The sequence below is a fragment of the Siphonobacter curvatus genome (assembly GCF_002943425.1).
Lineage (GTDB): Bacteria > Bacteroidota > Bacteroidia > Cytophagales > Spirosomataceae > Siphonobacter > Siphonobacter curvatus.
This window is the reverse complement of record NZ_PTRA01000001.1, coordinates 1,836,827-1,859,520: the sequence shown is the minus strand read 5'-3', so window position 1 is coordinate 1,859,520 and position 22,694 is coordinate 1,836,827. Positions and strand designations below refer to the sequence as shown.

Here is a 22,694-nt window from a genome sequence, read left to right as displayed (position 1 = left end):
TCGTATAAAATCCCGCTGCTTTCTGGATTTTTCACCTTAAAAGTTAAAGCGAACTCCGACGCCTCCCTGTACATGCATGAAGATCGGTACGGGTAGTAATTCTACGTACAGACCAGCATCCGCAAAGAGAGACAACGGCGAATCCCGCAGGAAGTACTCGACGCCAGCCAGACCACTCGCTCCAATCCCCGTTTTATTTTCGTAGCCATTGATAGACGCCAGACGGTCCGGGAAACTCCGGCGACTGGTAATTTGTCCCCCAAATCCGTAGTAAGCCTGAAAACGTTTGCCTTCGTTACCCGTGTGGAAGAGGTAATTGGCGTTCAGGGTCCAGCCCGTATTCTTGAACCGGCCGTGTGGACCGTACTTCCGCTCCCGTCCCCAAAGCATCCCGTAGGTACCTAAGCCCACGTCGATAGCCCGGTTATTATTGAGGTACATCCGGGCATTGAGGCCCAGGGGCTCTCCTACTTTAAAGCCAACGGCGTACTTCTTGGCCTGACCAAAACTAACGTGTGAACCAGCGAGCAGAACGCCCACCAGAAGAACCGAAATACGGAAAAAGTTTTTCATTGGTTGGTTAAACGATAACATGGAGGGATGAACGATATAAGGAAGGAGATCTGAATTCAGACCTCCTTCGCCATACACAAGCAAAATTTGTACTAGTCGTGAACAATCGCTCGGGTAAATTCCAGCAGGGAGTCAAACAACACGTTATCCTCTTCCTCGGTACCTACCGAAATTCGGAGGCAGTTGTCACAGTGTTTGACTTTAGAACGATCCCGGACGATGATTTTGTGTTCGAGCAGGTAAGAAAATACAGCCGCCGAATCCTGAAACCTTACTAACAGCTGGTTAGAATCCGTCGGAAATACTTTTTCAACGTTGGGTAATGATTCCAGACGCTGGCGTAGGCGTTCGCGGTTGACGAGAATCGTCTGTACCATTGCATCCTTTTTCGCCACCTCCGTCAGAGCCTCGGCCAGTAGTTGCTGGGTTACGCTACTGATATTGTAGGGAGATTTGATTTTGTTCAGTAATGCAATAATGGCTTCACTGGCAAAACACATCCCGACGCGTAAACCGGCCAGTCCCCAAGCTTTGGAGAAGGTCTGCAAGACAACCAGATTCGGGTAACGATCCAGTTCCGTCAACAACGTTGTATCCGCTGCAAAATCAATGTAAGCTTCATCGACGACCACAATGCAGGAAGTCGATTCAATGATTTGCAGAATGTCCGCCCGCCGCAGTACGTTCCCCGAGGGGTTATTAGGCGAACAGAGCCAGATGAGTTTTGTATGTTCATCTGCGGCAGCCAGTACAACGGGCACGTCGATCTGAAACTCCGGCGTCAGCGGTACTTTCTGGACAGCCACGTTCTGAATGTTCGCGGATACCTCGTACATGCCGTAGGTCGGCGGCAGGATCAGAATATGGTCTTCCTTAGGCTCGCAAAAGGCCCGGACCAGCAAATCAATTGGTTCGTCGGAGCCATTGCCCAGCATGATCTGCGAAGGCCGGACACCTTTGAGAGGAGCCAGTTTCTCCTTGACGACCCACTGATACGGATCGGGGTAACGATTGTAGGCGTTGGCCGTAGCCGAGCCTAAAGGGTTTTCGTTCGCATCCAGAAACACGCCTTCCTTGCCACTGTATTCATCGCGGGCGGACGAGTACGGAGTAAGCGAAAGCAAGTGCGGACGTACTAGTTTCTCTAATTGAAACATCGGTATGTGCTATCTTTTTTGGGCTTATTCGCCCGTTTCTAACTGTTCCAGACGAATTTCTACGGCCCGTCGGTGAGCATCCAGCGATTCGGCTGCTGCCATTTCCATAATCGTCGAACCAATGTTCTTCAATCCTTCTTTCGAAATGGACTGAACCGTAATTTTTTTGACGAAGCTATCCAGCGAAACGCCTGAATACGCCCGGGCGTACCCGTTCGTAGGCAGGGTGTGGTTCGTACCCGAGGCGTAGTCACCCGCTGATTCGGGTGTATAGTGACCCAGGAAGATGGAACCGGCATTGATAATTTTATCCACCAGAGCTTCGGCATTTTCGACCGAAAGAATGAGGTGTTCGGCGGCGTAAGCGTTCAACAAATCCAGTGCTTCGCTTGAATCGCGTACCAGCACGGCTTTGGAATGCTCCAGAGCCTGCGTAGCGAAGTCCTCACGGGATAGTTCACGAACCTGTTTTTCTACCTCGTCCATCGCCTGAGTAAGTACGGATTCGGAAGTGGACACCAGCAGTACCTGACTGTCCTTACCGTGTTCGGCTTGTGAGAGCAAATCAGACGCCACGAAGGCCGGATTAGCCGTCTCATCGGCGTATACGGCCACTTCGCTGGGTCCGGCGGGCATGTCAATGGCCACGCCTTCTTTCGCCACCAGCATTTTAGCCGCCGTTACGAACTGATTGCCGGGTCCGAAAATCTTGTACACCTGCGGTACACTTTCTGTGCCGTACGCCATGGCGGCAATGGCCTGAGCCCCACCAATGGTGTATACTCTGGTTATACCCACCAGCTTGGCAGCGTACAAAATAGCCGGGTGCTGACTAGGCGAACACAGTACTACTTCTTTGCAGCCTGCCAGTTGAGCCGGTATACCCAGCATCAAGACGGTACTGAACAAGGGAGCAGTACCTCCGGGAATGTAAATGCCGACTTTCTCGATTCCGACGGATTTCCGCCAGCAGGTAACCCCTGGCATGGTTTCGATTTTCTCGGGAGCCTGCCGCTGAGCCGCGTGGAATTTAACAATGTTCGAATAAGCCTGCCGGATAGCATCCTTGAGGGCTGGCGAAAGCTGCCGTTCGGCCACTTCCATGACTTCCATCGGCACATCCAGCCGATCCAGCCGGACATTGTCGAATTTCAGAGCGTATTCTTTCAAAGCCGCATCGCCGTGGCTTCGTACGTGTTGCAAAATGGGTTGAACCAACTGCTCGATTTGAGCCATTTGCTGTACGGGCCGGGCCAGCAGGGTATCCCAGGTTTCCGGCTCAGGGTAACGAATAAGTTGCATACACAAAGTGCCTGAAACAGACACTGATTAGTAAATCATTTTTTCGATCGGTACGACCAGAATGCCTTCGGCACCCGCCGTACGCAGGGCATCAATTTTATCCCAGAAATCTTCTTCACTCAGTACCGAATGCACGGCCGACCAGCCTTCCGTTCCCAGCGGAACGATGGTGGGGGCCTTCATCCCGGGCAGCAGAGCCGTAATAGCTTCCAGCTTTTCGTTGGGAGCATTCAGTACGATGTACTTGTTGTTTTTAGCCGTTTGTACCGCGTGAATCCGGAACAGCAGTTTCGACAAAATTGCCCGCTTCGCTTCGCTCAGGGAGGGGTGGGCAATCATCACGGCTTCGGATTTAAAGATGACTTCTACTTCCGATAAACCATTAGCCAGCAGCGTGCTACCCGAAGAAACAATATCGCACACGGCGTGGGCCAGACCGATACTGGGGGCAATCTCCACGGAGCCACTGATTTCGTGAATTTCCGCTTCGATTTCATTTTCTTTCAGAAAGTTACCCAGAATGGTCGGGTAACTGGTGGCAATGCTACGCCCTTGCAAATCCTGTACGCCCTGATAGGAATCCCCGCGAGGAATGGCGATGGACAGGCGACATTTGGAAAAGCCGAGTTTCTTGGCGATGTCCACGTTGCGGCCCGTTTCGACCTGAACGTTTTCGCCCACGATGCCGATATCTGCTACGCCATCTTCGACGTATCCGGGAATATCATCATCGCGGAGAAAGAGAAATTCGGCGGGGAAATTGCTGGACGTTGTTTTAAGCTTACCGGCTTTGGAATCAAACTTAATTCCACATTCCTTGAAAAGAGTAAGTGAGTCTTCGCTGAGGCGACCGGACTTTTGAACGGCTATACGGAGGAAATCCTGGCTCATGAGTAGATCTAAAACTTCGGGCTTCTACCCAAAGGGAATACGATTAGGCTCCAAAATTAGCTATTCGTCCGGAATAAGAATCATGCAGGAGCCAGGACTTTCACAAGCGGTGAGTTTCTATGTCCTTCGTTGGAATACCTTCCTGTCGATAAACCTTTGTTCGTTGGCGTTCCTACCCGAGCAGTAGGATGGGAATATGCCTTTTTTTCGTTTGATTCGTTTCCTCATTGAAAACCGTAGTCTCTGCCCCTATATGACACCTAAGCCTCCCATTTCATGATTACCTTGATTCGAACCAATTCTGAACATTCCGATTTTCGTAGCCTGGTTACGCTACTGGACCGTGACCTGCACCAACGCGACGGCGACGAGCACGCCTTTTACGCTCAATTCAATAAAATTGACGCCATTGCTCATGTCATCGTGGCCTACGCTGATGACACGCCAGTAGCCTGCGGAGCAATCAAAGCCTTTGCGGAAGACACGGTTGAAGTGAAACGTATGTTCGTTCATCCCGATTTCCGCAGTCAGGGTATTGCTTCGCTAGTGCTAAAGAACTTGGAAATCTGGGCTAAGGAATTGGGCTTTGCTGTCTGCGTACTGGAGACGGGCAAACGCCAACCGGAGGCCATTCGCCTGTATGAAAAGAATGGATACACCCGCACGCCCAATTACGGTCAGTACATCGGCGTTGAAAACAGTGTTTGCTTTCGGAAAATACTGGAGGCGTAGAGGGTGGTTCAGAACTTCACCGAGTATTCCATTCAATACAAAAGGCCCCGTAGGTGATACGGGGCCTTTTGTATTGAATGGACTGAACTTTCTATTGGTATTCTTAATTTCCACTTACCATAATCCGTCGGCTGGTATGGAAACCATCCGCGTCGATTACCAAAATAAGCAAGCCTGAATTATCCTGGATTTCGATGGTTTGCGTATCGTCCAGTGAACCTATTTTTTTCTCCAGAATCTGGTGGCCCGTGGGTGTAAACAAACGTACGGTTACATTCTTCAGACCTTTCAACGTCTCCAGCGTTACACGACCATTAGGCGAGGGATTAGGATAGATACTGATGTCCTGGCTTAACGGATCGAGCACAAAATTGAGGGTACTGTTTTTAGCGGAGTAACACGAAAGCGTTCTGCCCGATGACAGCGTATACACCAGCTCCGAACGCACCGAGTACGTACCCGAAGCCGTAGCTTTAATGACGGCTTCGTCGGTGGCCAGTGAATCCGTTCCGCGTCTCCAATAAAAGTTCTTACCCGTACCACCCGCCTGTAACTTGTACGTTCCTACTTTGGTGATAGTCGGTTCTGTTGGTAGCGGATTTACTTTTACAGTCAGTACGTTCGAAACGGGAGACGTACAACCAATATTATCCGTTACCTGGGCCGTATAATTGCCCGACTCCTGAACGGTAACGCGGTTGCCAGCATCGCTGGTACCTATCCAGGTATGCTTCAAGCTATTGTTATTAGAGGTCAGCGTAACCCTACCGCCTTCGCAGAATTCTAGGGCTCCGGAAGCTGTGATGGTTGGAGCGGCAGGCAGCGGACGGACGCTAGTCGTAACCGCATCCGAGGTGGCGGACAGACAGTTGAACGTATTTTTCGCTTGTACTGAGAAAGAACCAGCTTTCGAAATGACCAGCGATTGAGCCGTTTCACCCGTATTCCACACCACGCCTGCTTCTGAGGAAACGGCTTGTAGCGTTACACTCTTATCTTCGCAGAAAGTCGTTGATCCAACTACGGTAATCGTTGGTTTTTCCGGACGAGGATTCACCGTTACCGTGATGGGGTCGGAAGAAGCGGATCCGCAGCCAAACGCATCTTTCACGGTCACGCTGTACGTACCGGCCTGCGTGGTTTGAATCGAAGCACCAGAGGCTCCATTACTCCACTGATACGAAGCTGCCGTAACCGAAGACGCGAGCGTAACGGCCGCACCTGAACAGATCGCCGTTGGGCCTTGAGCTACTACGGTAGGTTTCGTGGGTAAGGGGTATACAGTTACTACTACTTTATCGGAAGCATCCGAGCGGCAGCCGTTGGCATTGACGGTATAGACCGTAAATTCACCGGATTCGCTTACCGTAATAGCCCGGCTATCGGATTGATTCGACCAGACGTAGGAATTACCCTGACTAGCCGTAAGCGTTACATTTTTTCCATCGCAGAAGGCCGTTGCTCCTGAAGCAGCAATATTCGGTTTATCTGGTTTAGGAGAATACGATACGATAATAGCATTCGAAGTGGGCGACACGCAACCATCGTTATCGACCGTCTGAGCCGTATAGCTTCCCCCTTGCGTGACTTTTAAGCTAGCCGTGTTGGCTTGGCCCGTATTCCAGCGGTAGTTCATTCCGTTGCTAGCTGCCAGTGTCACTTCAGTACCCGGACAAATGTCTTTGATTTTATCGGAGGTAGCAATCGTTGGAGCCGTGGGCGTGGTACCCATCGTCAAGGCTAATGCCGAAGAGCTAAGCGACTCACAACCCGTAGCAGGGTCTTTTTCCTTAGCCGTGTACGAACCGGCCGTTTTCACGCTGATCGACGTACCCGTTTCGCCCGTACTCCATACGTAATTTTTTCCGGCGGGAGCACTGAGCGTGACCGTAGAACCCGGACAAATGACTTTAGTAGAAGATGTGAGAGTTGGACCCGGTCCCGGTTCGGTCTGCGTAATTTGTACCGCTGCCGATGTAGGCGATTCACACCCGCTGCCATCATTAATACGTACCGAATACGCACCAGATTGCTTTACCGTAATCGACTTCCCAGTTTGTCCGTTGCTCCAGACAAAGTTAGTACCGCCTCCGTTGGCCGTCAGTGTAACTTGGCTACCCACGCAGAAGGTCGTACTGTTTGCTACGACAGAAGGCGTACCGATGTCATTTGGTACAATAAAGGGCGGAGCAAAAGCGGAGTTACCGGAACCATCCTTTACGCGAGCATAATAGGTTTTTCCGGATTGACCGACAATGCTACCAGCGGTTTGATTACTTCCATCACTGCTAATCCAGTATTGGCCAGATCGCCCGGCAATGCCCAGATTAAATTGATTTTTTGCTCGGCAGGCAAACGTTACCTGTAGCATATCCGCTGCTGACTGCGGTTGTGAACTGGAAAGAAAATTAGAACTCACGATACTTTCAAACCAAGCCTGAGCGTGCTTTTTATGGTTTTCAGAACCGTAAAAGTGAGCAGGATCTCGCGGGTCACGCGGGTTCTGAATATTGTCTGTTTCTGGGCCATAAAAACAGTTTGACACTCTTTGAACCGTTAGGTTCTGCCCCTGAATCGTTCGAGCATTCGTCTTTGTAATATTTCCATTGTCGACATACAAAGAAGCTCGGGCGATCATCCAGGAAATATTTTTACCGCCAAAATCAGATCGTGATTTATCAATTACAGTCTTCAGATGAGTAGAATATTCATCTGGACTTGTATCGGCTTTACCGTCGTATTCGCCCTGATGCCAAAGAACACCCCGAACACCCGTTAAATTTCCGTAGTATTGTAGCGAAATTTTCAGGTTCGCATAGGGCAAACCCATCGGTAAATTATCGGGCGTGAAGGGGTTTTTAGTAGGCCATCCGTTTGCACTCTCGTACCAGTTTTTAATACTCGTTGCGGAGTAAGCTGAGTTGACAAATAGCACAGGTACATTGTAGCGAGCTGCAATTAAATCACCCAAGTATCCCCAATGCCAAGCAGTGTATCCGTAAGGGGCATACTTAACGTGGGCCGTCATCTTCTCAAACTTTGGAAAAGCAGAGGTAGGATCTTGGTTAGTTAGGTTACCCGAAAAGTTAGTAACAACGTTGATTCGCTCATCTTGTGGTTCAGGTATGTCCGTTTGATCTTCCCGCCCCTGGGCGTTCGACTGTCCAGCAATCACAAACACCTCTCCCACCCCAACGCGTTCGAGTGTAGTGCTTTCCAGAACGTTGCCGCCGGCCATGGCCCGTACTTCCACATTATACCAACCACCGGATACTGAAACCGTACCCTGAAAGTTACCACTACCCGACGACACTGGCGTCCAGTTCGTAGTATTTCCGCCATTCCGAGCGACGAAACGGGCTTCGATCCGGTCGGCATTGTTCGTGAAACTACCGGCAACAGTCACATTGGCCGAGTTGGCATTGTTGCGTTGAAAAACAATCCGTTCAACGGGAAAAGTAATCTTTAATTGGCTAAAAGCTGAGGTTGAAAACGCTAAGCAGCTGAGAAAAAGACAGTACTTAAAAATAGAATTTAATGTCATAGCATAGAGCCTATTAATGTACACAATGGTTGTTGGCTGGGAACAAAAAACTCGCAAATATAAGCTGAGAAAGATAGGCTAGGTCTTAATCCTAGAGAGAAACCAGTATTTTGACAGAAGGTTTAAGATTATTTAACAAACTGTCTATCAGGTCGCACGTTTGCTAATCTTAGTGGATATATACCACTTTATAAGTACTACCACACTTATTCCCAACGAGTAAGCAATCAAATCCGAATACAGGAAGCCCTGGCCTAACAGCAGTTTTCCCGGCAACGTCGACCGGAGTTTCACCAGCCAGGAAGCTTGCCAAAGCTGACTGAATTCGATAGCATAACTGATCAGTAGGGCAAAAAGGGCTAGTCGCGAGGTTTTGGCTTGCGGATTGAGCAGGTGCAGGACCCAGAAAACGGCTACGGCCCACAGGGCATCCCCTACAGCCAATGGCACAAAAGCTAAACGCCTGCCAATCAGACCTAAACTAATAGTTATGAATAATAATGCTGCGTACGTGGCCCGGTTAGACTTGATCATTGCCGAAAAGCCTCAGCCTCATTTAATAAGTATTCCAGTCCGTTGAGCTTGATTTCGTAGAACGAACGAAGCAATAGGCCTAACTTTCCTTCCGGAAACCCCTTTCGGGCAAACCATTCAAGATAGGAAATGGGCAACTGTCTGAGCAGTTGTCCCTTATGTTTGCCGTAAGGCATCCGATATGTCAACAGTTGTTGAAATAATTGAGGGTTCAACTGAGGTGATTCTTCCATGCAATGAGTCGTACTTTTATTTGAAACAGGTAACAAAACTAGAAGTCTTAGTTCTTTTATCTATTTGTATTGAGTAATGAAACAGCAAATGCAATTCAGTGTTAAGCGGAATAAAAATTTGTTTTAGTCAGATTTCATTACAGAATAAGGTTTATTAGGTTGGTTTTAAAAACTTTGTTAAGCTGTGTAATACCGCTTATTCTTCTAAAGACACGAATCGTTAAAACTTGGTTGGATGAAAGATTTGAGTTCTACAATTTTTCAGAAAATTGATTATTTTTTTAATGTTCTTTTTTAAGTATAAAAATCTAAATTAAGGATTTAAATCCCTGATAAATAGTTAGTAATTAGTATGAGCATCCACCGCTATTTTATTGTGAATAAACCTTTCCGAATGTTATCCCAATTTACCGGAGCCGAATCTCTACCTATGCTGGGTGAATTAGCTTACGATTTTCCTGCGGGAACCCATTGCATTGGTCGACTCGACAGTACCTCCGAAGGTTTGTTGCTACTCACCACCAACCAGCAAGTGACCCGCTTGCTCTTTGAAAGCCAAACCCCTCACTTACGCCAATACTTAGTACAGGTCTATAAACAGGTCAGTCCGGCTACGTTACAGCAGTTGCGAACGGGTGTACCCATTCAGATTTCCGGGGCTTTACACTATATAACGACACCCTGTGAAGTAGAAATTGTGGAGAAGCCGGATGGACTGTTTGAAAGTGGCTGGTCGTATCCTGACGATCGACCCCATACGTGGTTACTGATTTCGTTGACGGAGGGAAAATTTCGTCAAATCCGTAAGATGCTAAAGGCGGTGCGTCACCATTGTCAGCGACTCATTCGGGTAGCGATTGAAGATCTAACTCTGGGGGATTTACAACCGGGTCAAGTACGGGAAATTCCCGAATCCGAATTTTTTGCTAAGCTCAAGATTCCTTATCCTAATTGATAGGACAAAAAAAAGGAGCGGCTTTCACCGCTCCTTTCTGAATGTTTTACCGTTTATTCTTCGGTAATCGTTTCTGGCTTTTTCGCCGTAATGGTCAGTGTTTCACTGGTTCCATCGTGGTCAGCCAGCAGGATATCTCCTTCGGCTAAATCACCCTTCAGGATTTCTTCCGCTACGGGATCTTCCAGATAACGCTGGATGGCCCGGTTCAGCGGACGAGCACCGTACTGCGGATCGTAACCTTTCTTGGCGAGGAAGTCTTTGGCAGCTTCCGTCAGCTCAACGCGGTATCCCAATGTGGTGATACGGGCGAAGAGTTTGCCTAACATCAGTTCAATGATCCGGTGCAGGTGTTCGCGTTCGAGTGAGTTAAACACAATCACATCATCCAAACGGTTCAGGAACTCAGGTGAGAACGCTTTACGCAAGGCATTCTGAATCGTGCTTTTCACGGCTTCATCCTGACCTTCTACCCGTGTTTTGGTGGCGAAACCGATACCCGTACCGAAGTCTTTCAAATCACGGGCTCCGATGTTCGAAGTCATGATAATGATCGTATTTCGGAAGTCAACCCGACGGCCTAAACCATCCGTCAGGATACCGTCATCCAGTACCTGGAGCAGAATGTTAAATACATCCGGGTGAGCTTTTTCGATCTCGTCAAGCAGTACAACGGAGTATGGTTTACGACGAATTTTCTCCGTCAATTGACCGCCTTCTTCGTAACCCACGTATCCTGGAGGAGCTCCTACCAGACGGCTTACGCTGAATTTCTCCATGTACTCCGACATATCGATCCGAACGAGCGAATCTTCTTTGTCGAATAAATGAGAGGCCAGTACTTTCGCTAACTCCGTCTTACCTACACCCGTTGGGCCCAGGAAGATAAAGGAACCGATTGGTTTCTTCGGATCTTTCAGACCTACTCGCGTACGCTGAATAGCTTTCGCCAGTTTTTCAATGGCTGACTCCTGACCAATTACTTTACCTTTCAAATCTTCCGCCAGCGTCAGCAGTTTCTTTCCTTCATCGGTTGAAACGCTACGTACAGGAATACCTGTCATCATTGCTACTACTTCGGCTACGTTATCTTCCGTAACGGTATAGCGACGCGTCTTGGTATCTTCTTCCCAGCGTTGTTTAGCACGGTCGAGTTGTTCGAGTAATTTCTTCTCCCGATCCCGCAGTTGAGCCGCTTCTTCGTATTTCTGCGATTTTACGACTTGATTTTTCTGCTTTTTGACTTCTTCAACGGCTTCTTCCAGTTGAATGATGTCTTCGGGTACCGAGATATTATTGATGTGTACGCGAGCACCTACTTCGTCCAATACATCAATGGCCTTATCAGGCAGGAAACGATCAGAAATATAACGTTCTGACAACTTAACAGCTGCTTCTAAAGCTTCCGGAGTATAATTTACGTGGTGGTGTTCCTCGTATTTATCTTTGATGTTATTAAGAATCTCAACCGTTTCTTCAATGCTGGTAGCATCCACCATTACCATCTGGAACCGACGGGCCAACGCACCATCTTTCTCGATGTACTGACGATACTCGTCCAACGTAGTAGCACCAATGCATTGAATATCACCGCGAGCCAGAGCAGGTTTAAACATATTAGAGGCGTCCAGCGAACCAGAAGCTCCACCAGCTCCCACGATGGTATGAATCTCATCAATGAAGAGAATGACCTCGGGCGATTTTTCCAACTCGTTCATCACAGCCTTCATCCGTTCTTCGAACTGACCACGGTATTTAGTACCAGCGACCAAAGAAGCCAGATCCAGCGTTACAACGCGTTTGCCAAACAACACTCGGCTTACTTTCTTCTGAACAATCCGAAGGGCCAGACCTTCAGCAATGGCTGTTTTACCAACGCCAGGCTCACCGATCAAAATCGGGTTATTCTTTTTACGACGAGAAAGAATCTGAGCAACCCGCTCAATTTCTTTCTCACGACCCACGATGGGATCGAGTTTGCCTAATTCGGCCAGCTTGGTAAGATCACGGCCAAAATTATCCAGTACGGGTGTACGGGATTTTTCTGCACCAGGCTTACCGGACTCACTACGAGGGCTGGAACCGAACATGCGGCTGTCTTCATCATTGTCGTCCGTATCCGGGCCGGCATTGATATTCGGGTTCGATTGATATTCCAGCATTTCCTTAACGATTTCGTAGTTAACGTTAAACTTATGGAGAATCTGAGTCGCAATGTTGTCCTCATCCCGAAGGATCGCCAACAGTACGTGTTCAGTGCCAATCAACTGGGTCTTGAAGACTTTTGCCTCCAAATGGGTCATTTTAAGAACTTTCTCGGACTGACGAGTCAAAGGAATATTGGCCATGTTCCGAACGCTGTGCGTTGCCGTACCCTTGGTAGCTTGCTCGATAGTCATTCGCAACTCATCGAGGTTGATACTTAATTTTTTCAACAGGGCCACGGCTACGCCTTCGCCTTCACGAATCATACCCAAAAGCAAATGCTCTGTCCCGATGTAATCATGTCCAAGTCGCAGAGCTTCCTCTCTACTCAGGGAGATGACTTCCTTCACGCGGTTTGAAAATTTTGCTTCCATACTTAAGGTTTAGCGTGTTTCTATTACTCGGCTAACGCCGGAAGAACAGCTATTGTTCAATTTAGGATCAGAATCTCTACTAAAATTATCGGGAATTATACGTCCAGCGAAGACTCAAAGGGTGTATAGTTGGTTGAAGCTTTCAGAATGCTCAAGGCTTCATTTCCCTGACAAAATAATAAATCAAGAATACTAAGGTTAGGAAAAAACTGTTCCCCAAAATTTTGTCGGTAGGCAATGGGTTTATAAAACGGTCGCTCCTGATAACTTATTTTAGGAGAAATCAGGCCTCTAGCATCAAAAGCTTCATTTCCATACGTTTTCTCATACTGGCTGGTATAGTCAAAATTGATTTTTAACCGCAACAGATCCCGACAAACTGTCAGCATATCCAGGTTTAGATCGAACAAAAAGTCAGGTTTCCGTTCGTATACTTGTTTAAAACGCTCTTCGAAGTACTCAAAGTAAGGCGTTTTCCGATACGCTGACTCAATAGCTCCCCAATGTCGTTTCAACCAGGGCTGCCGGTAATCAATTCGAATGTCCCGAATGAGCGTCTTTTGCTGACTTCTGCCTTCAAGTACGGGGACTACTAATGTATCGATGCCCTGACTGGTCAGAATTTGACAGCGATTTCGGAAAGTCTGCTTTTGAAAATGCTCGTGGCTTTCAAGCAGGATCGTGTCAAACGATGCTCCACACGTCCAAAATTCTAAACCTGGTAAATACTGTAATTCTACAACGAAACGCTTACTTTCCGACATTTGTACTTAAGGATCTCTTTTTTAAAGAAAAGGAAAAAATATCAAGTATCAAATTATTTTTTAATTTTTGTAGTTATATAGTTGGTACGTATATTTTTTTGAATCTATTGATTGCATAAATGGTATTTTTCCAAGTCATATCTCGCTTACCCCTCACCGTACTGTATTGGTTTTCCGATTTCTTATTTGTACTGATTTACTACGTTTTCGGTTACCGGAAACAGGTAGTATTAGGAAACTTAGCGGCGGCATTTCCCGAGAAATCAGAGGCTGAACGACAGGCCATTGCTAAAAAGTTCTTTCGTAACTTCTGTGATCTGATGGTGGAAACCGTAAAGTCTCTGACCATCTCACGGCAGTCGATCGCTCGTCGAATGAAATTAGAAAATTCCGAGGTTCTGCACAATCTTATTCGTCAGAAAAAGACGGTATTTGTCATGCTAGGTCACCAGATGAACTGGGAGTGGATTTCGCTGAGTATTGCGAATGATGGTATTCCGGCTGATGTCATTTACAAGCCGCTCTCGAACTCATTCTTTGAGCGTTTTATGCTGGCAATCCGTTCCCGTTTTGGCATCAAGCCCGTCTCTATGCATACGATTCTGCGAGATATGATTACGCGCAAGAACGAACCCCGGGTTATTGGTACCTTAGCAGATCAGGCCCCGCATCACCCCGATTCAGCGTACTGGTCAACCTTCTTTCATCAGGAAACCGACTTTTTTACGGGTACCGAAAAATTGGCCCGTAAGTTCAATACGCCTCTGCTGTTTGGAAAAATCAGAAAAATTAAACGGGGTCATTACAGCTTTCACCTGGAACTGATTGCCGAGCCCTCCTACAAAGACATTGAGCCCGGTCTGTTGACAGAACATTACGTTCGCTGGCTGGAAACTATGTTACGAGAACAACCCGAACTCTGGCTCTGGTCGCACAAACGTTGGAAACACAAACGCGAAACGCATCCGACCGAAGACGAAATGGTACTGGCTTAGCCCAAATAAAAAGGGGACTGAATTCAATTCAGTCCCCTTTTTATTTGGAATCTTTTATTCCCACTCCCCTAACCCCTGACGAATCACTTCGAAATCGGTATCGGTAGCATCCAGGATCGTGGAAGGGATCAGCCCACCTGGTCCGCCATCAATTACCAGATCAACCTTGTGCTGAAACTGGTGGAAAATCTCTTCAGGGTCCGTCGGGTACTCCATGAAATCATCGTCGGATTTGATGGACGTGGTCACAATAGGATGCCCCAGCTGACTGACAATTTCCCGGGTAATGGCGTGATCGGGAATCCGGATACCAATCGTTTTTTTCCGAGGATTCAGCGTTCGCGGTAGTTGCGTATTGGCCGTTAGTACAAACGTATACGGACCTGGCAACACTTTCTTCATTGTTTTGAAGGCCACATCCGAAACCTTGGCGTAATCGGAAATATGACTCAAGTCATTACAAATGATGGAGAAGTCGCTCTTTTCGAGCTTAATCCCTTTGACCTGAGCAATCCGCTCGATGGTACGGGCATTGTGAATATCGCCACCCATACCATAAACGGTATCAGTTGGGTAGATAACAATACCACCCTGGCGAAGTACTTCCAATACCCGGGCAATTTTACGAGGCTCGGGATTTATGGGATGAATAGACAGAAATTCAGCAGGCATATGGATTCGGGATAAAAAAGCTACCGACTTATCGTCGTAATTTCTGATAGGTTCGGTATACCTGATAAAACGGAATTTTTAATTGACAGGCCCAGGCAATCGCTTGCAAGGACGAAGGCAACGGTTTGAATCGTCGGTATAAGGCCGCGTACTGAGCTCCCAGTGCATAGTGTTCCAGGAAAAAACATTGCCGAAGACCATTTCGCAACCGAATGAGCAGAGCCGAAATTTCCTCTGGCGTTTGGACCAGAACAGCGGCTTTTTCGCATACCTTCCAGGTGGATTCCATCTGCTGCGTACGCCGAAGTTGCTGCTGCTTCGAATGCGAACCTTTCACCTGCCGGTACTTTACCCAGCATTCATCTTTAAAGCCGTATTTCCAGCGGCGGGAAGCTCGTACGAGAAAATCAAAATCTTCATACAGAAGACTTTCGTCGTAACCGTCCAGAGCCTCATACACCGACCGACGTGTCATGGCCGTCACTGTCAAAATGGGCGTGCCAGCCAATACAGCCGCAAACACGTCTCCGGAAGGAACGGGCTGTAACCGCTTTCCTTGAGCATCACGTTTATACCAAGTCCCTAGTTTCTTTCCCGTTTCACTAATCAGTACGGCATCGCCGAAAATGGCCCCGTATTCCTCCGAAAGCGTTTCAAAATAAGCCACTTGCTTGGCAATCGTATCGGGGAAAAGTAGATCATCCGCCGCCAGATCCACAATGTATTTACCTTTCGCCTGAGCTAGTCCCCGATTGAAACTTTGACACACGCCCTGGTTATTACAGTTTTGGATAAACTTGTCCTGGTGCCGTAACAGGCTTTCGATGATGGATACGCTTCGGTCTTTACTGAAATCATCGACGACGATCAACTCTAGGGCTGGGTAGGTCTGGATAAACACCGATTGCAGGCATTCAGCTACGAAACGTTCGTGGTTGTAACTCAGACAAATGATCGAAACTAAGGGCTCCTGCTTCATCCCCATGGTAACAGTTATTCTTTCTATTCCTGCTTATATTCTTTTTCTGCTTGCTTGGAAGCGTCATCCAAACTCTGGTTAATCTCAAAACCCAGAATCAGTACCAGAGCTACTAGATACAGCCAGATCATCAAAGCCACTAGCGTACCCACCGCTCCGTATAGCCGGTTGTAGCTGGCAAAGTTCGAGAGATAGTACGAAAAGCCCTGCGTAATCAGAATGATTAACAGCGAAGCCGTGACCGAACCCGCATTGAAGAATCGCCAGCGTTTATGTAAAGCCGGAGCAATGTAGTAAATAATGGAAACGGCCATAAACAAGACTACAAAAACGGTCAGGTAACTAATGCCCTCTACGAACGAATACGTGGAATCAACATTAATCAGACGACGTTCAACCAAAATATCCACCACAATTCGTCCGACAACGAGTACCCCAACGGCAACCAATAGTACGACCGCCAGCAGCACGGTCAGTAAGATGGATATAAGCCGGGTTTTGATAAATCCCCGTTCATCGTGCGTCCGCTGAGCGATGTTAAAGGCTCGCATCAGAGCAATCATTCCATTGGTTGCCGAAAACATCGCAAACACAAAACCAAAGGACAGTACGCCGCTCCGTTTTCGACTCACAATATCTTCAATGGTAGGTAATACTTCTTTATAAATTCCCCGCGGCATGGCATCGGCGAGAAAAGTCATAATCTGATCATCAAGGCCTTCAATGGGTACGTAGGGAATCAGCGTAAACAGAAAAATAATCGCCGGAAAAAGAGCCAGGGTAAAACTATAGGCCACTGCCGTAGCCCGCTGGTCAATGTCAAACTGCAGAACATTGGCAAAGAGTACCCGAAGCAAGTGATACAAAGAAAAGCTTCTTCGCCGAATGCGTACATTTCTTAAAAAGGTCTGTACGCGTTGAAGGGGCTTATGTTTACGGGAAAGTTTCGCCATTGCTGTTGCTTAATACACACGTGGGGTGGGTTGAAAAAAGTGAACAGGCTTCTGGTTACCTTATTCTTTGAGAAAGTACGGCTGTAGTTTACCCAACAAGGCAGTAGGGGCCATGATCGGTCGGTTGGTTTCACGGTTGATGAACACCAGTGTCACCTCTCCCGTATTTAAAAGAACGTTCGATTCATTAAACAACTCAAAATGGAAGACGATTCGGGCGGCGGGTAACTGCTGAATACGCGTTTGGATGGTGAGTAATTCGTCGTAACGGGCCGGTTTTAAATACCGCGTTTTCATTTCATAAACGGGCATCATCACACCCGACTCTTCCAGAACCTTATAGGCAAAACCTAAACTACGCAACGCTTCCACGCGGCCAATTTCATAAAGCCGGGCGTAATTGCCGTAGTACATATATCCCATCTGATCCGTATCGGCATAACAAACCCGGTACGTATGCTCATGCTGAAAAGCCATTCACTGTATAATTAAATACGGGCGGATCATTCATCGAAGAATCATCCGCCCGTAGGATACTTGGTTTATTTTTTAATTCCTAACTGGTTCAACGCTTCTTGGTACAATTTGGCGTTGCGTAGGTGTTCTTCGTAGGTAACCGCAAAAATGTGGTAGCCATTCAGTTTGGGACTCGCACAGAAATACAGGTAATCGTGCTTTTCCCGGTTCAGTACGGCATCGATCGACGAAGGCTCAGGCAGGTTGATCGGCCCCGGCGGCAATCCCGTATTGATGTAGGTATTGTACGGAGACTTGTACAGGAGTTGATGGTGAAGCAGTCGCTTGATGCCAAAATCTCCAATGGCGTAAATAACGGTCGGATCGGCCCGTAGCGGCTCCGATATCGCCAGACGATTCAGATACACGCCCGCCACCCGTGGTTTTTCGTCCTTCTTCTTGGTTTCTGCCTCTACGATGCTAGCCAATGTGATTACTTCTACGGGAGATAAACCCACGGCTTTTGCTTTAGCTTTCCGATCATTCGTCCAGAATTTGTCGTACTCCGACTTCATCCGACCCATCAGCTTCTGCGGTGTTGTATTCCAGTATACCTCGTACGTATTGGGCAGAAACATACAGAGAATGGTTTCGGGCGTAAAGCCATAGAACTGACAAACGGCTGGATCATTCAGCATCCGCTTGAATTCCGTTGAGTCAAATTCAAACTTATTGCCAATTTTCTCAACCAGATCTTGTTTGAGACGGACGTTGTTAAAGGTCAGTTTTACAGCCGCCTGATTGCCCGAACGTAAGGCTTTAATCACTTCGTAATTGCCCGTATTCGGTTTGATTCTATAACGACCCGGTTTCACGTGGTCAGGGTACTTGAGAACCTTCGACAGAAAGCGAAAATACATTTCGTTGTTTACCATTTTATTGGCTTTCAACGAATCAATAACGGTTTCAAAACGAGCTGATTTACTGGGAATTAATAAATAGAAATCCCGGTCTTTCTCCGTGTTCAAATTGGCCGTGTAAAAAATCTGCCAGAGATAAAACGAGACAATCGGAGCCAGAATGGATACGATGATGATAAAGTATTTGAAGAATTTATTACGAACCATGGGTCGAAATAGGTTACACGCTAGGAGAATTATTCATTTCGCCGGGAAAGCATACGCCGAAACGTTCGCCCAGGCTTTTTAAATCAGCGATTACAGGAGCTAATACCGGAATTCCTTCCGTCCGACGAATGGCTTCCATTTCCCGCTCCGGATCGCCCGGGATGCGTACACTTTCCCCGTTCAGTCCTTCCGCCGAGCGGAATCTACGAATCCATTGGTCTAAATGGCTTTTAAATTCATCCGCTGGTCGGAACGCATCCACCCGCATGGCCCCCAGAAAATGACCCGTCCCAATGCCTACACCTTCTTCGGCAGCCATGAAACCAGCCGTAGCAAAGGGAGGTACCCAAGGTCCGTAGTTGGCTCCAGAAAGTACGCCCGAAAATAAATCGACCATCGCTCCCAGTCCGTAGCCTTTATGACTGCCGTGTTCACGATCACCCCCCAGCGGTAGCAGGGCTCCGCCCTTCCGTACGGCATTCGCATCAGTAGTAGGCTGCCCTTCGGCATCCTGTACCCAACCGGTGGGCGTATCCAGATTTTTCCGCTGGAGAATTTCCAGCTTGCCGTAAGCGGCCGTTGTAGTGGCCATATCCAGCAAAAAGGGTGGTTCTTCCTTAGCGGGCATGGCTACGCAGATGGGATTCGTTCCGAGGAGTCGCTCTTTCGAAAAGGTCGGTGTCACCAGCGGTCCGGCGTGGGTCATGGACCAGCCGATCATATCCCGTTCCAGGGCCATGGAGGCATGATAACCGGCAATACCGAAATGGTTGGAATTTCGTACCGCCACCCAGCCCGTACCTACTTTGTCGGCCTTTTCCATCGCAATCTCCATGGCTCGTGGAGCCACGACGAGTCCTAAACCAGCATCACCATCCAGAACGGCAGTAGAGGGCGTTTCATGGACGATCCGCATCTGGGGTTTCGGATTCAGACGACCGTGATCCATCAGCCGGACATAACCGGACAATCGGGCCACGCCGTGGGAATCAATGCCGCGTAGATCGGCAGAAACCAGCACATTAGCCGCCAGCGTAGCTTCGGATTCGGGGCAACCCATGGCTAGAAAAATGTCCCGAACGAAGGTATTAAGTAATCGATGATCAATCATTCACACGTACAATCACGACCAGCGTGACTTAGTTTTTCGGTACAAAAATATCAGTTGAAGGTCAGAATGGAAAAAGATTGAGGGATCACTTCAGGCGTTCGAGCAAGGCTTTTACCAAAGCCGCTGAGTTTCGGGCCGCAATCGGTCCGTAGGTATGCATGTCTACTGAAGCCGAATGGTTGGCATTATCTGAAAGACTGCGAATGATCAGAAAGGGTACGCGTTGCTGCCAGCAAATCTGACTGACGGCCGCCCCTTCCATCTCAATGGCATCGGCCTGCATGGTCCGACGGATGTGTAGACTGGCGGAATCAGAAGCCATAAAAACGTCACCCGTTACGACGGTACCGCTGTAAATGGTCGGTTGATAATTACCCACTTTTTCCAGCTTTACTTTCGGAATCACGACCCCTGCTACGAGTAACAACGATGAGTCAGCCGGGAAATACAGCGGGTTTTCCTGAAAATTATACGGATTACGCGTGGGTCGAACCGTCATTCCCTCTTTCAAGACACGGCCGTAATCATGGTAAGCCACTTTGGTAGCCATTACAATATCTCCGGGCTGATATTTTGGATTTAGGCCCCCGGCGATTCCCGTGAAAATCACTTCGCGGGGCCGAAAATGTTCCAACAGTAACGTCGTGGTTAACGCAGCGTTTACCTTTCCGATTCCACCCTGCACCAATACAATTTTCCGACCTTCCAAACTACCCGTGTAGAACGTCAATCCTTCGATGTGTTGTTCACGACGACCTTTTATTTCTTTTTTAAGCACTTCTACTTCATCAGCGAAAGCACCCATAATCGCCGTCAGATTATTACTTTTTCGGGGGAATTTGGTTTGAGCGTCCGGCGTAGTGGAATAGGTAAGCTGAGCAGAAAGATTAAAACAGATTCCGAGCAAACCTACGAGTACGAGTGTACAAATTTTCATGAAGTAAGGAGCTTATTCTACGATCAAGGCGGCCACGCACAAAGCAATGATGCACCAAAAAGCCAAAGGTAATTCACGAAACTTACCACTGGCTGCTTTTAGCACCGCATAACTTAAAAAGCCCCAAATGATTCCTTGCGTAATGCTATAGCTAAAGGGAATGAGTACCATGGCCAGAAAAGCGGGTACCGCTTCCTCCCACTCGTCCCAAGGAATTCGGGTAACCGTTTTCATCATAAGCACCCCCACCAGCACCAGCGATGGGGCCGTGGCCACGGAAGGCACCATGCTCAACAAGGGCGATAAAAACAAACAGGGCAGAAAACAGAACGCTGCCGTAATGGCGGTTAATCCGGTACGTCCTCCGGCTTCAATACCAACCGCTGACTCGACATAAGCCGTACCGGGACTCGTACCGACCAGTCCCGCCAGCGTAGTCGATACCGCATCAGTGAGTAAAGATTCTTTCAGCATCAGCGGCTCTCCGTCGGCATCCAGTCGGCCCGTGGCTTCCGCCAGGCCTACAAACGTGCTCAGGCTGTCGAACAGATCGGTAAACACAAAAGCAAAGATGACGGGTGCCAGCGACCAGCTCAGGGAACCTTTCAGATCGAGCTGAAAAAGCAAACTGAAATCCGGGGCGGCTACTACCCCCTGCCAGTTGACCAATCGTGGACCATCATCCAGCCGACCGGGCAATAAGGCTAGTAATGTAGTCAGTACAATTCCCCAAAGCAGGGCTCCGTGTACTTTCTTCTGCATAAGAACCGCCGTCAGAAGCAGGCCTACCAGAAAGGTACAAACCGCGGGCGTGAGTGGACCAATGCTAATCATGGTTGCCGGGTTAGCGACAACGAATTTGGCGTTACTAAAACCAATGAGCGTAATGAATAACCCAATGCCAGCGGCAATACCGTATCGCAGCGATTTAGGGATGGTTTTAATAAGCAGGACGCGTACGTTAAACAGCGAAATGATCAGAAAGAAAACGCCCGACCAGAATACGGCACCCAAAGCCGTGGGTACGGGGACCTTCATGCCCTGCACGACCGTAAACGTAAAAAACGCGTTGAGACCCATGCCTGGAGCCACCACATAAGGGCTTTTAGCATACAATCCCATCATCAGGCTACAGAAGAAGCAAACGAGAACGGTAGCGGTTAATACGCCCGAGAAGGGCATTCCGGCGAGGGATAAAACGGAGGGATTAACTACCACGATATACGCAGTGGCTAGAAAACTGGTGACGCCGGCTAGTAATTCAGTACGAATAGAAATGGGGACATGATCCATAGATTTCATGTCCCCAATTTCCATCAAAAAAGATCAAAATACGAATCTTTTCTAATTAAAGATATTTACGCAGACGACTCAGGGACTCCGGGGTAACGCCCAGATACGAAGCTAAATGGTACTGCGGAACACGTTGAATCAGCGAGGGATGGTCCTGTAACAGGCGTAGGTAACGGCGGGCCGCATTGTCAGCAATCTGTGAATCAATACGTCCTTCCATATCCTGGATGGTACGCTCCAGCATCATCATGGAGAAACGTTGATACGCCAGGGATTCTTCAAAAAGAGCCTTACGACGCTCACTGTTCATGACCAGCAAGGTAGAATCCTCCAAGGCTTGTACGGTGTAGGGACTCAGGCGATGGGCTGAATATCCCGTTACACTGGTTACAAAAGAATTCTCGTCTTTCAAAAACAAGGTAACTTCCTTACCCTTGTCCGTACGAAAAACCCGCATCACACCTTCGATGATAAAAGCAACTTCATCAATGTGATCTCCTTGGTGAATAAAATAGTCTCCTTTCTTAAACGTGCGTGTTTCATACGCACCGTTGATAGACTGCACATCCTCATTAGACAGCTCGACATATCGCCGGATGTAGGACAATAAGGGCTGGGTGATCGTTTCAGAGAGCATAATTTTCAGGAAATATGTAACGGCGGTTTAATCAGGGGCTAAAGTAAGAAATTTTCTTAGATTTTGCACACTTAAATTGCTTAGGAAAGATGACTTTTTACTTATTCTTTAAACATTTCATACTTGAATATTAACGAATTAACTTAAGAATACCTCCTATTCCTTAAAATAAGTTAATTTATAAGTTCCACTAGCTAATATTTAGGGGGTAGCCTAGAAAAACGTTAACTACCCTCTTTTGATAAAAGTGTAATTAAACAATCAAACTAC

Annotated in this window: 21 protein-coding genes; 3 read left to right on the top strand and 18 right to left on the bottom strand. The window is 47.8% G+C overall.

Annotation, left to right across the window (positions count from 1 at the left end; genetic code table 11):
* Window positions 1–36 precede the first annotated feature (36 nt).
* From C5O19_RS07650 to hisG, 4 genes are all read right to left on the bottom strand, one after another.
* Entirely contained in the window at window positions 37–573 is a 537-nt protein-coding gene (locus C5O19_RS07650) for a hypothetical protein (RefSeq protein ID WP_102200447.1), read from the bottom strand.
* A 92-nt stretch (window positions 574–665) separates the two neighbouring features.
* Window positions 666–1,730 (bottom strand): histidinol-phosphate transaminase, encoded by a 1,065-nt coding sequence (gene hisC, locus C5O19_RS07645; RefSeq protein WP_104711051.1) that lies wholly within the window; start codon window positions 1,728–1,730, stop codon window positions 666–668.
* A gap of 24 nt (window positions 1,731–1,754) precedes the next feature.
* On the bottom strand, window positions 1,755–3,032 hold the full coding sequence (gene hisD, locus C5O19_RS07640) for a histidinol dehydrogenase (RefSeq protein WP_104711049.1): 1,278 nt from the start codon (window positions 3,030–3,032) through the stop codon (window positions 1,755–1,757).
* A gap of 27 nt (window positions 3,033–3,059) precedes the next feature.
* Window positions 3,060–3,923, bottom strand: coding sequence for an ATP phosphoribosyltransferase (hisG, locus tag C5O19_RS07635; RefSeq protein ID WP_094815414.1), 864 nt, complete (start codon window positions 3,921–3,923; stop codon window positions 3,060–3,062).
* Window positions 3,924–4,199: 276 nt separating this feature from the next.
* Between hisG and C5O19_RS07630 the strand changes: the two genes are divergently transcribed.
* Window positions 4,200–4,655 (top strand): GNAT family N-acetyltransferase, encoded by a 456-nt coding sequence (locus C5O19_RS07630; protein WP_104711047.1) that lies wholly within the window; start codon window positions 4,200–4,202, stop codon window positions 4,653–4,655.
* A 103-nt stretch (window positions 4,656–4,758) separates the two neighbouring features.
* On the opposite strand, the gene C5O19_RS07625 is transcribed toward C5O19_RS07630, so the two are convergent.
* The 3 genes from C5O19_RS07625 to C5O19_RS07615 all read right to left on the bottom strand — a co-directional run bounded on the left by C5O19_RS07625 (window position 4,759) and on the right by C5O19_RS07615 (window position 8,966).
* Window positions 4,759–8,061 (bottom strand): sialate O-acetylesterase, encoded by a 3,303-nt coding sequence (locus C5O19_RS07625; RefSeq protein ID WP_165795964.1) that lies wholly within the window; start codon window positions 8,059–8,061, stop codon window positions 4,759–4,761.
* A 285-nt stretch (window positions 8,062–8,346) separates the two neighbouring features.
* The gene (locus tag C5O19_RS07620; protein WP_104711043.1) at window positions 8,347–8,733 is read right to left on the bottom strand and encodes a ribosomal maturation YjgA family protein; all 387 of its coding nucleotides are present in this window, start codon (window positions 8,731–8,733) and stop codon (window positions 8,347–8,349) included.
* Window positions 8,730–8,966 carry a DUF3820 family protein gene (locus C5O19_RS07615; protein ID WP_104711042.1) on the bottom strand — a complete coding sequence of 79 codons (237 nt, stop codon included), beginning with the start codon at window positions 8,964–8,966 and terminating at the stop codon, window positions 8,730–8,732. Before C5O19_RS07615 ends, C5O19_RS07620 begins: the two co-directional genes overlap by 4 nt.
* A gap of 352 nt (window positions 8,967–9,318) precedes the next feature.
* Here C5O19_RS07615 and C5O19_RS07610 point away from each other — a divergent pair, with 352 nt between their 5' ends.
* Window positions 9,319–9,921: a pseudouridine synthase gene (locus C5O19_RS07610; RefSeq protein WP_207766388.1), complete on the top strand. Its 603-nt coding sequence runs from the start codon at window positions 9,319–9,321 to the stop codon at window positions 9,919–9,921.
* 53 nt (window positions 9,922–9,974) lie between these two features.
* Here the strand turns inward: C5O19_RS07610 and C5O19_RS07605 are convergent, their stop codons facing one another.
* Window positions 9,975–12,500, bottom strand: a complete 2,526-nt coding sequence (locus tag C5O19_RS07605; RefSeq protein ID WP_104711039.1) for an ATP-dependent Clp protease ATP-binding subunit — start codon at window positions 12,498–12,500, stop codon at window positions 9,975–9,977.
* Window positions 12,501–12,595: 95 nt separating this feature from the next.
* Complete coding sequence (locus tag C5O19_RS07600) at window positions 12,596–13,264, bottom strand: WbqC family protein (protein WP_104711037.1); 669 nt, start codon at window positions 13,262–13,264, stop codon at window positions 12,596–12,598.
* A 119-nt stretch (window positions 13,265–13,383) separates the two neighbouring features.
* Between C5O19_RS07600 and C5O19_RS07595 the strand changes: the two genes are divergently transcribed.
* Window positions 13,384–14,259 carry a lysophospholipid acyltransferase family protein gene (locus C5O19_RS07595; protein WP_104711035.1) on the top strand — a complete coding sequence of 292 codons (876 nt, stop codon included), beginning with the start codon at window positions 13,384–13,386 and terminating at the stop codon, window positions 14,257–14,259.
* Window positions 14,260–14,313: 54 nt separating this feature from the next.
* On the opposite strand, the gene C5O19_RS07590 is transcribed toward C5O19_RS07595, so the two are convergent.
* The 9 genes from C5O19_RS07590 to C5O19_RS07550 form a co-directional block, all read right to left on the bottom strand.
* Window positions 14,314–14,931, bottom strand: a complete 618-nt coding sequence (locus C5O19_RS07590) for an L-threonylcarbamoyladenylate synthase (protein ID WP_104711033.1) — start codon at window positions 14,929–14,931, stop codon at window positions 14,314–14,316.
* Window positions 14,932–14,959: 28 nt separating this feature from the next.
* Window positions 14,960–15,910, bottom strand: coding sequence for a glycosyltransferase (locus C5O19_RS07585; protein WP_165795963.1), 951 nt, complete (start codon window positions 15,908–15,910; stop codon window positions 14,960–14,962).
* Between the two features lie 23 nt (window positions 15,911–15,933).
* A complete protein-coding gene (locus C5O19_RS07580) occupies window positions 15,934–16,863 on the bottom strand; it encodes a YihY/virulence factor BrkB family protein (RefSeq protein ID WP_104711029.1) in 930 nt (309 codons plus the stop codon).
* A 60-nt stretch (window positions 16,864–16,923) separates the two neighbouring features.
* Entirely contained in the window at window positions 16,924–17,340 is a 417-nt protein-coding gene (locus tag C5O19_RS07575; protein WP_104711027.1) for an acyl-CoA thioesterase, read from the bottom strand.
* Window positions 17,341–17,405: 65 nt separating this feature from the next.
* Window positions 17,406–18,446, bottom strand: coding sequence for an endolytic transglycosylase MltG (mltG, locus tag C5O19_RS07570; RefSeq protein WP_104711024.1), 1,041 nt, complete (start codon window positions 18,444–18,446; stop codon window positions 17,406–17,408).
* A 13-nt stretch (window positions 18,447–18,459) separates the two neighbouring features.
* The gene (locus tag C5O19_RS07565) at window positions 18,460–19,557 is read right to left on the bottom strand and encodes an Ldh family oxidoreductase (protein WP_104711022.1); all 1,098 of its coding nucleotides are present in this window, start codon (window positions 19,555–19,557) and stop codon (window positions 18,460–18,462) included.
* 85 nt (window positions 19,558–19,642) lie between these two features.
* Window positions 19,643–20,494, bottom strand: coding sequence for a 5'-methylthioadenosine/adenosylhomocysteine nucleosidase (locus C5O19_RS07560; RefSeq protein WP_104711020.1), 852 nt, complete (start codon window positions 20,492–20,494; stop codon window positions 19,643–19,645).
* A gap of 12 nt (window positions 20,495–20,506) precedes the next feature.
* Entirely contained in the window at window positions 20,507–21,787 is a 1,281-nt protein-coding gene (locus C5O19_RS07555) for an NCS2 family permease (RefSeq protein ID WP_243406345.1), read from the bottom strand.
* A gap of 55 nt (window positions 21,788–21,842) precedes the next feature.
* On the bottom strand, window positions 21,843–22,424 hold the full coding sequence (locus tag C5O19_RS07550; RefSeq protein ID WP_094815374.1) for a Crp/Fnr family transcriptional regulator: 582 nt from the start codon (window positions 22,422–22,424) through the stop codon (window positions 21,843–21,845).
* Between the last annotated feature and the right edge of the window lie 270 nt (window positions 22,425–22,694).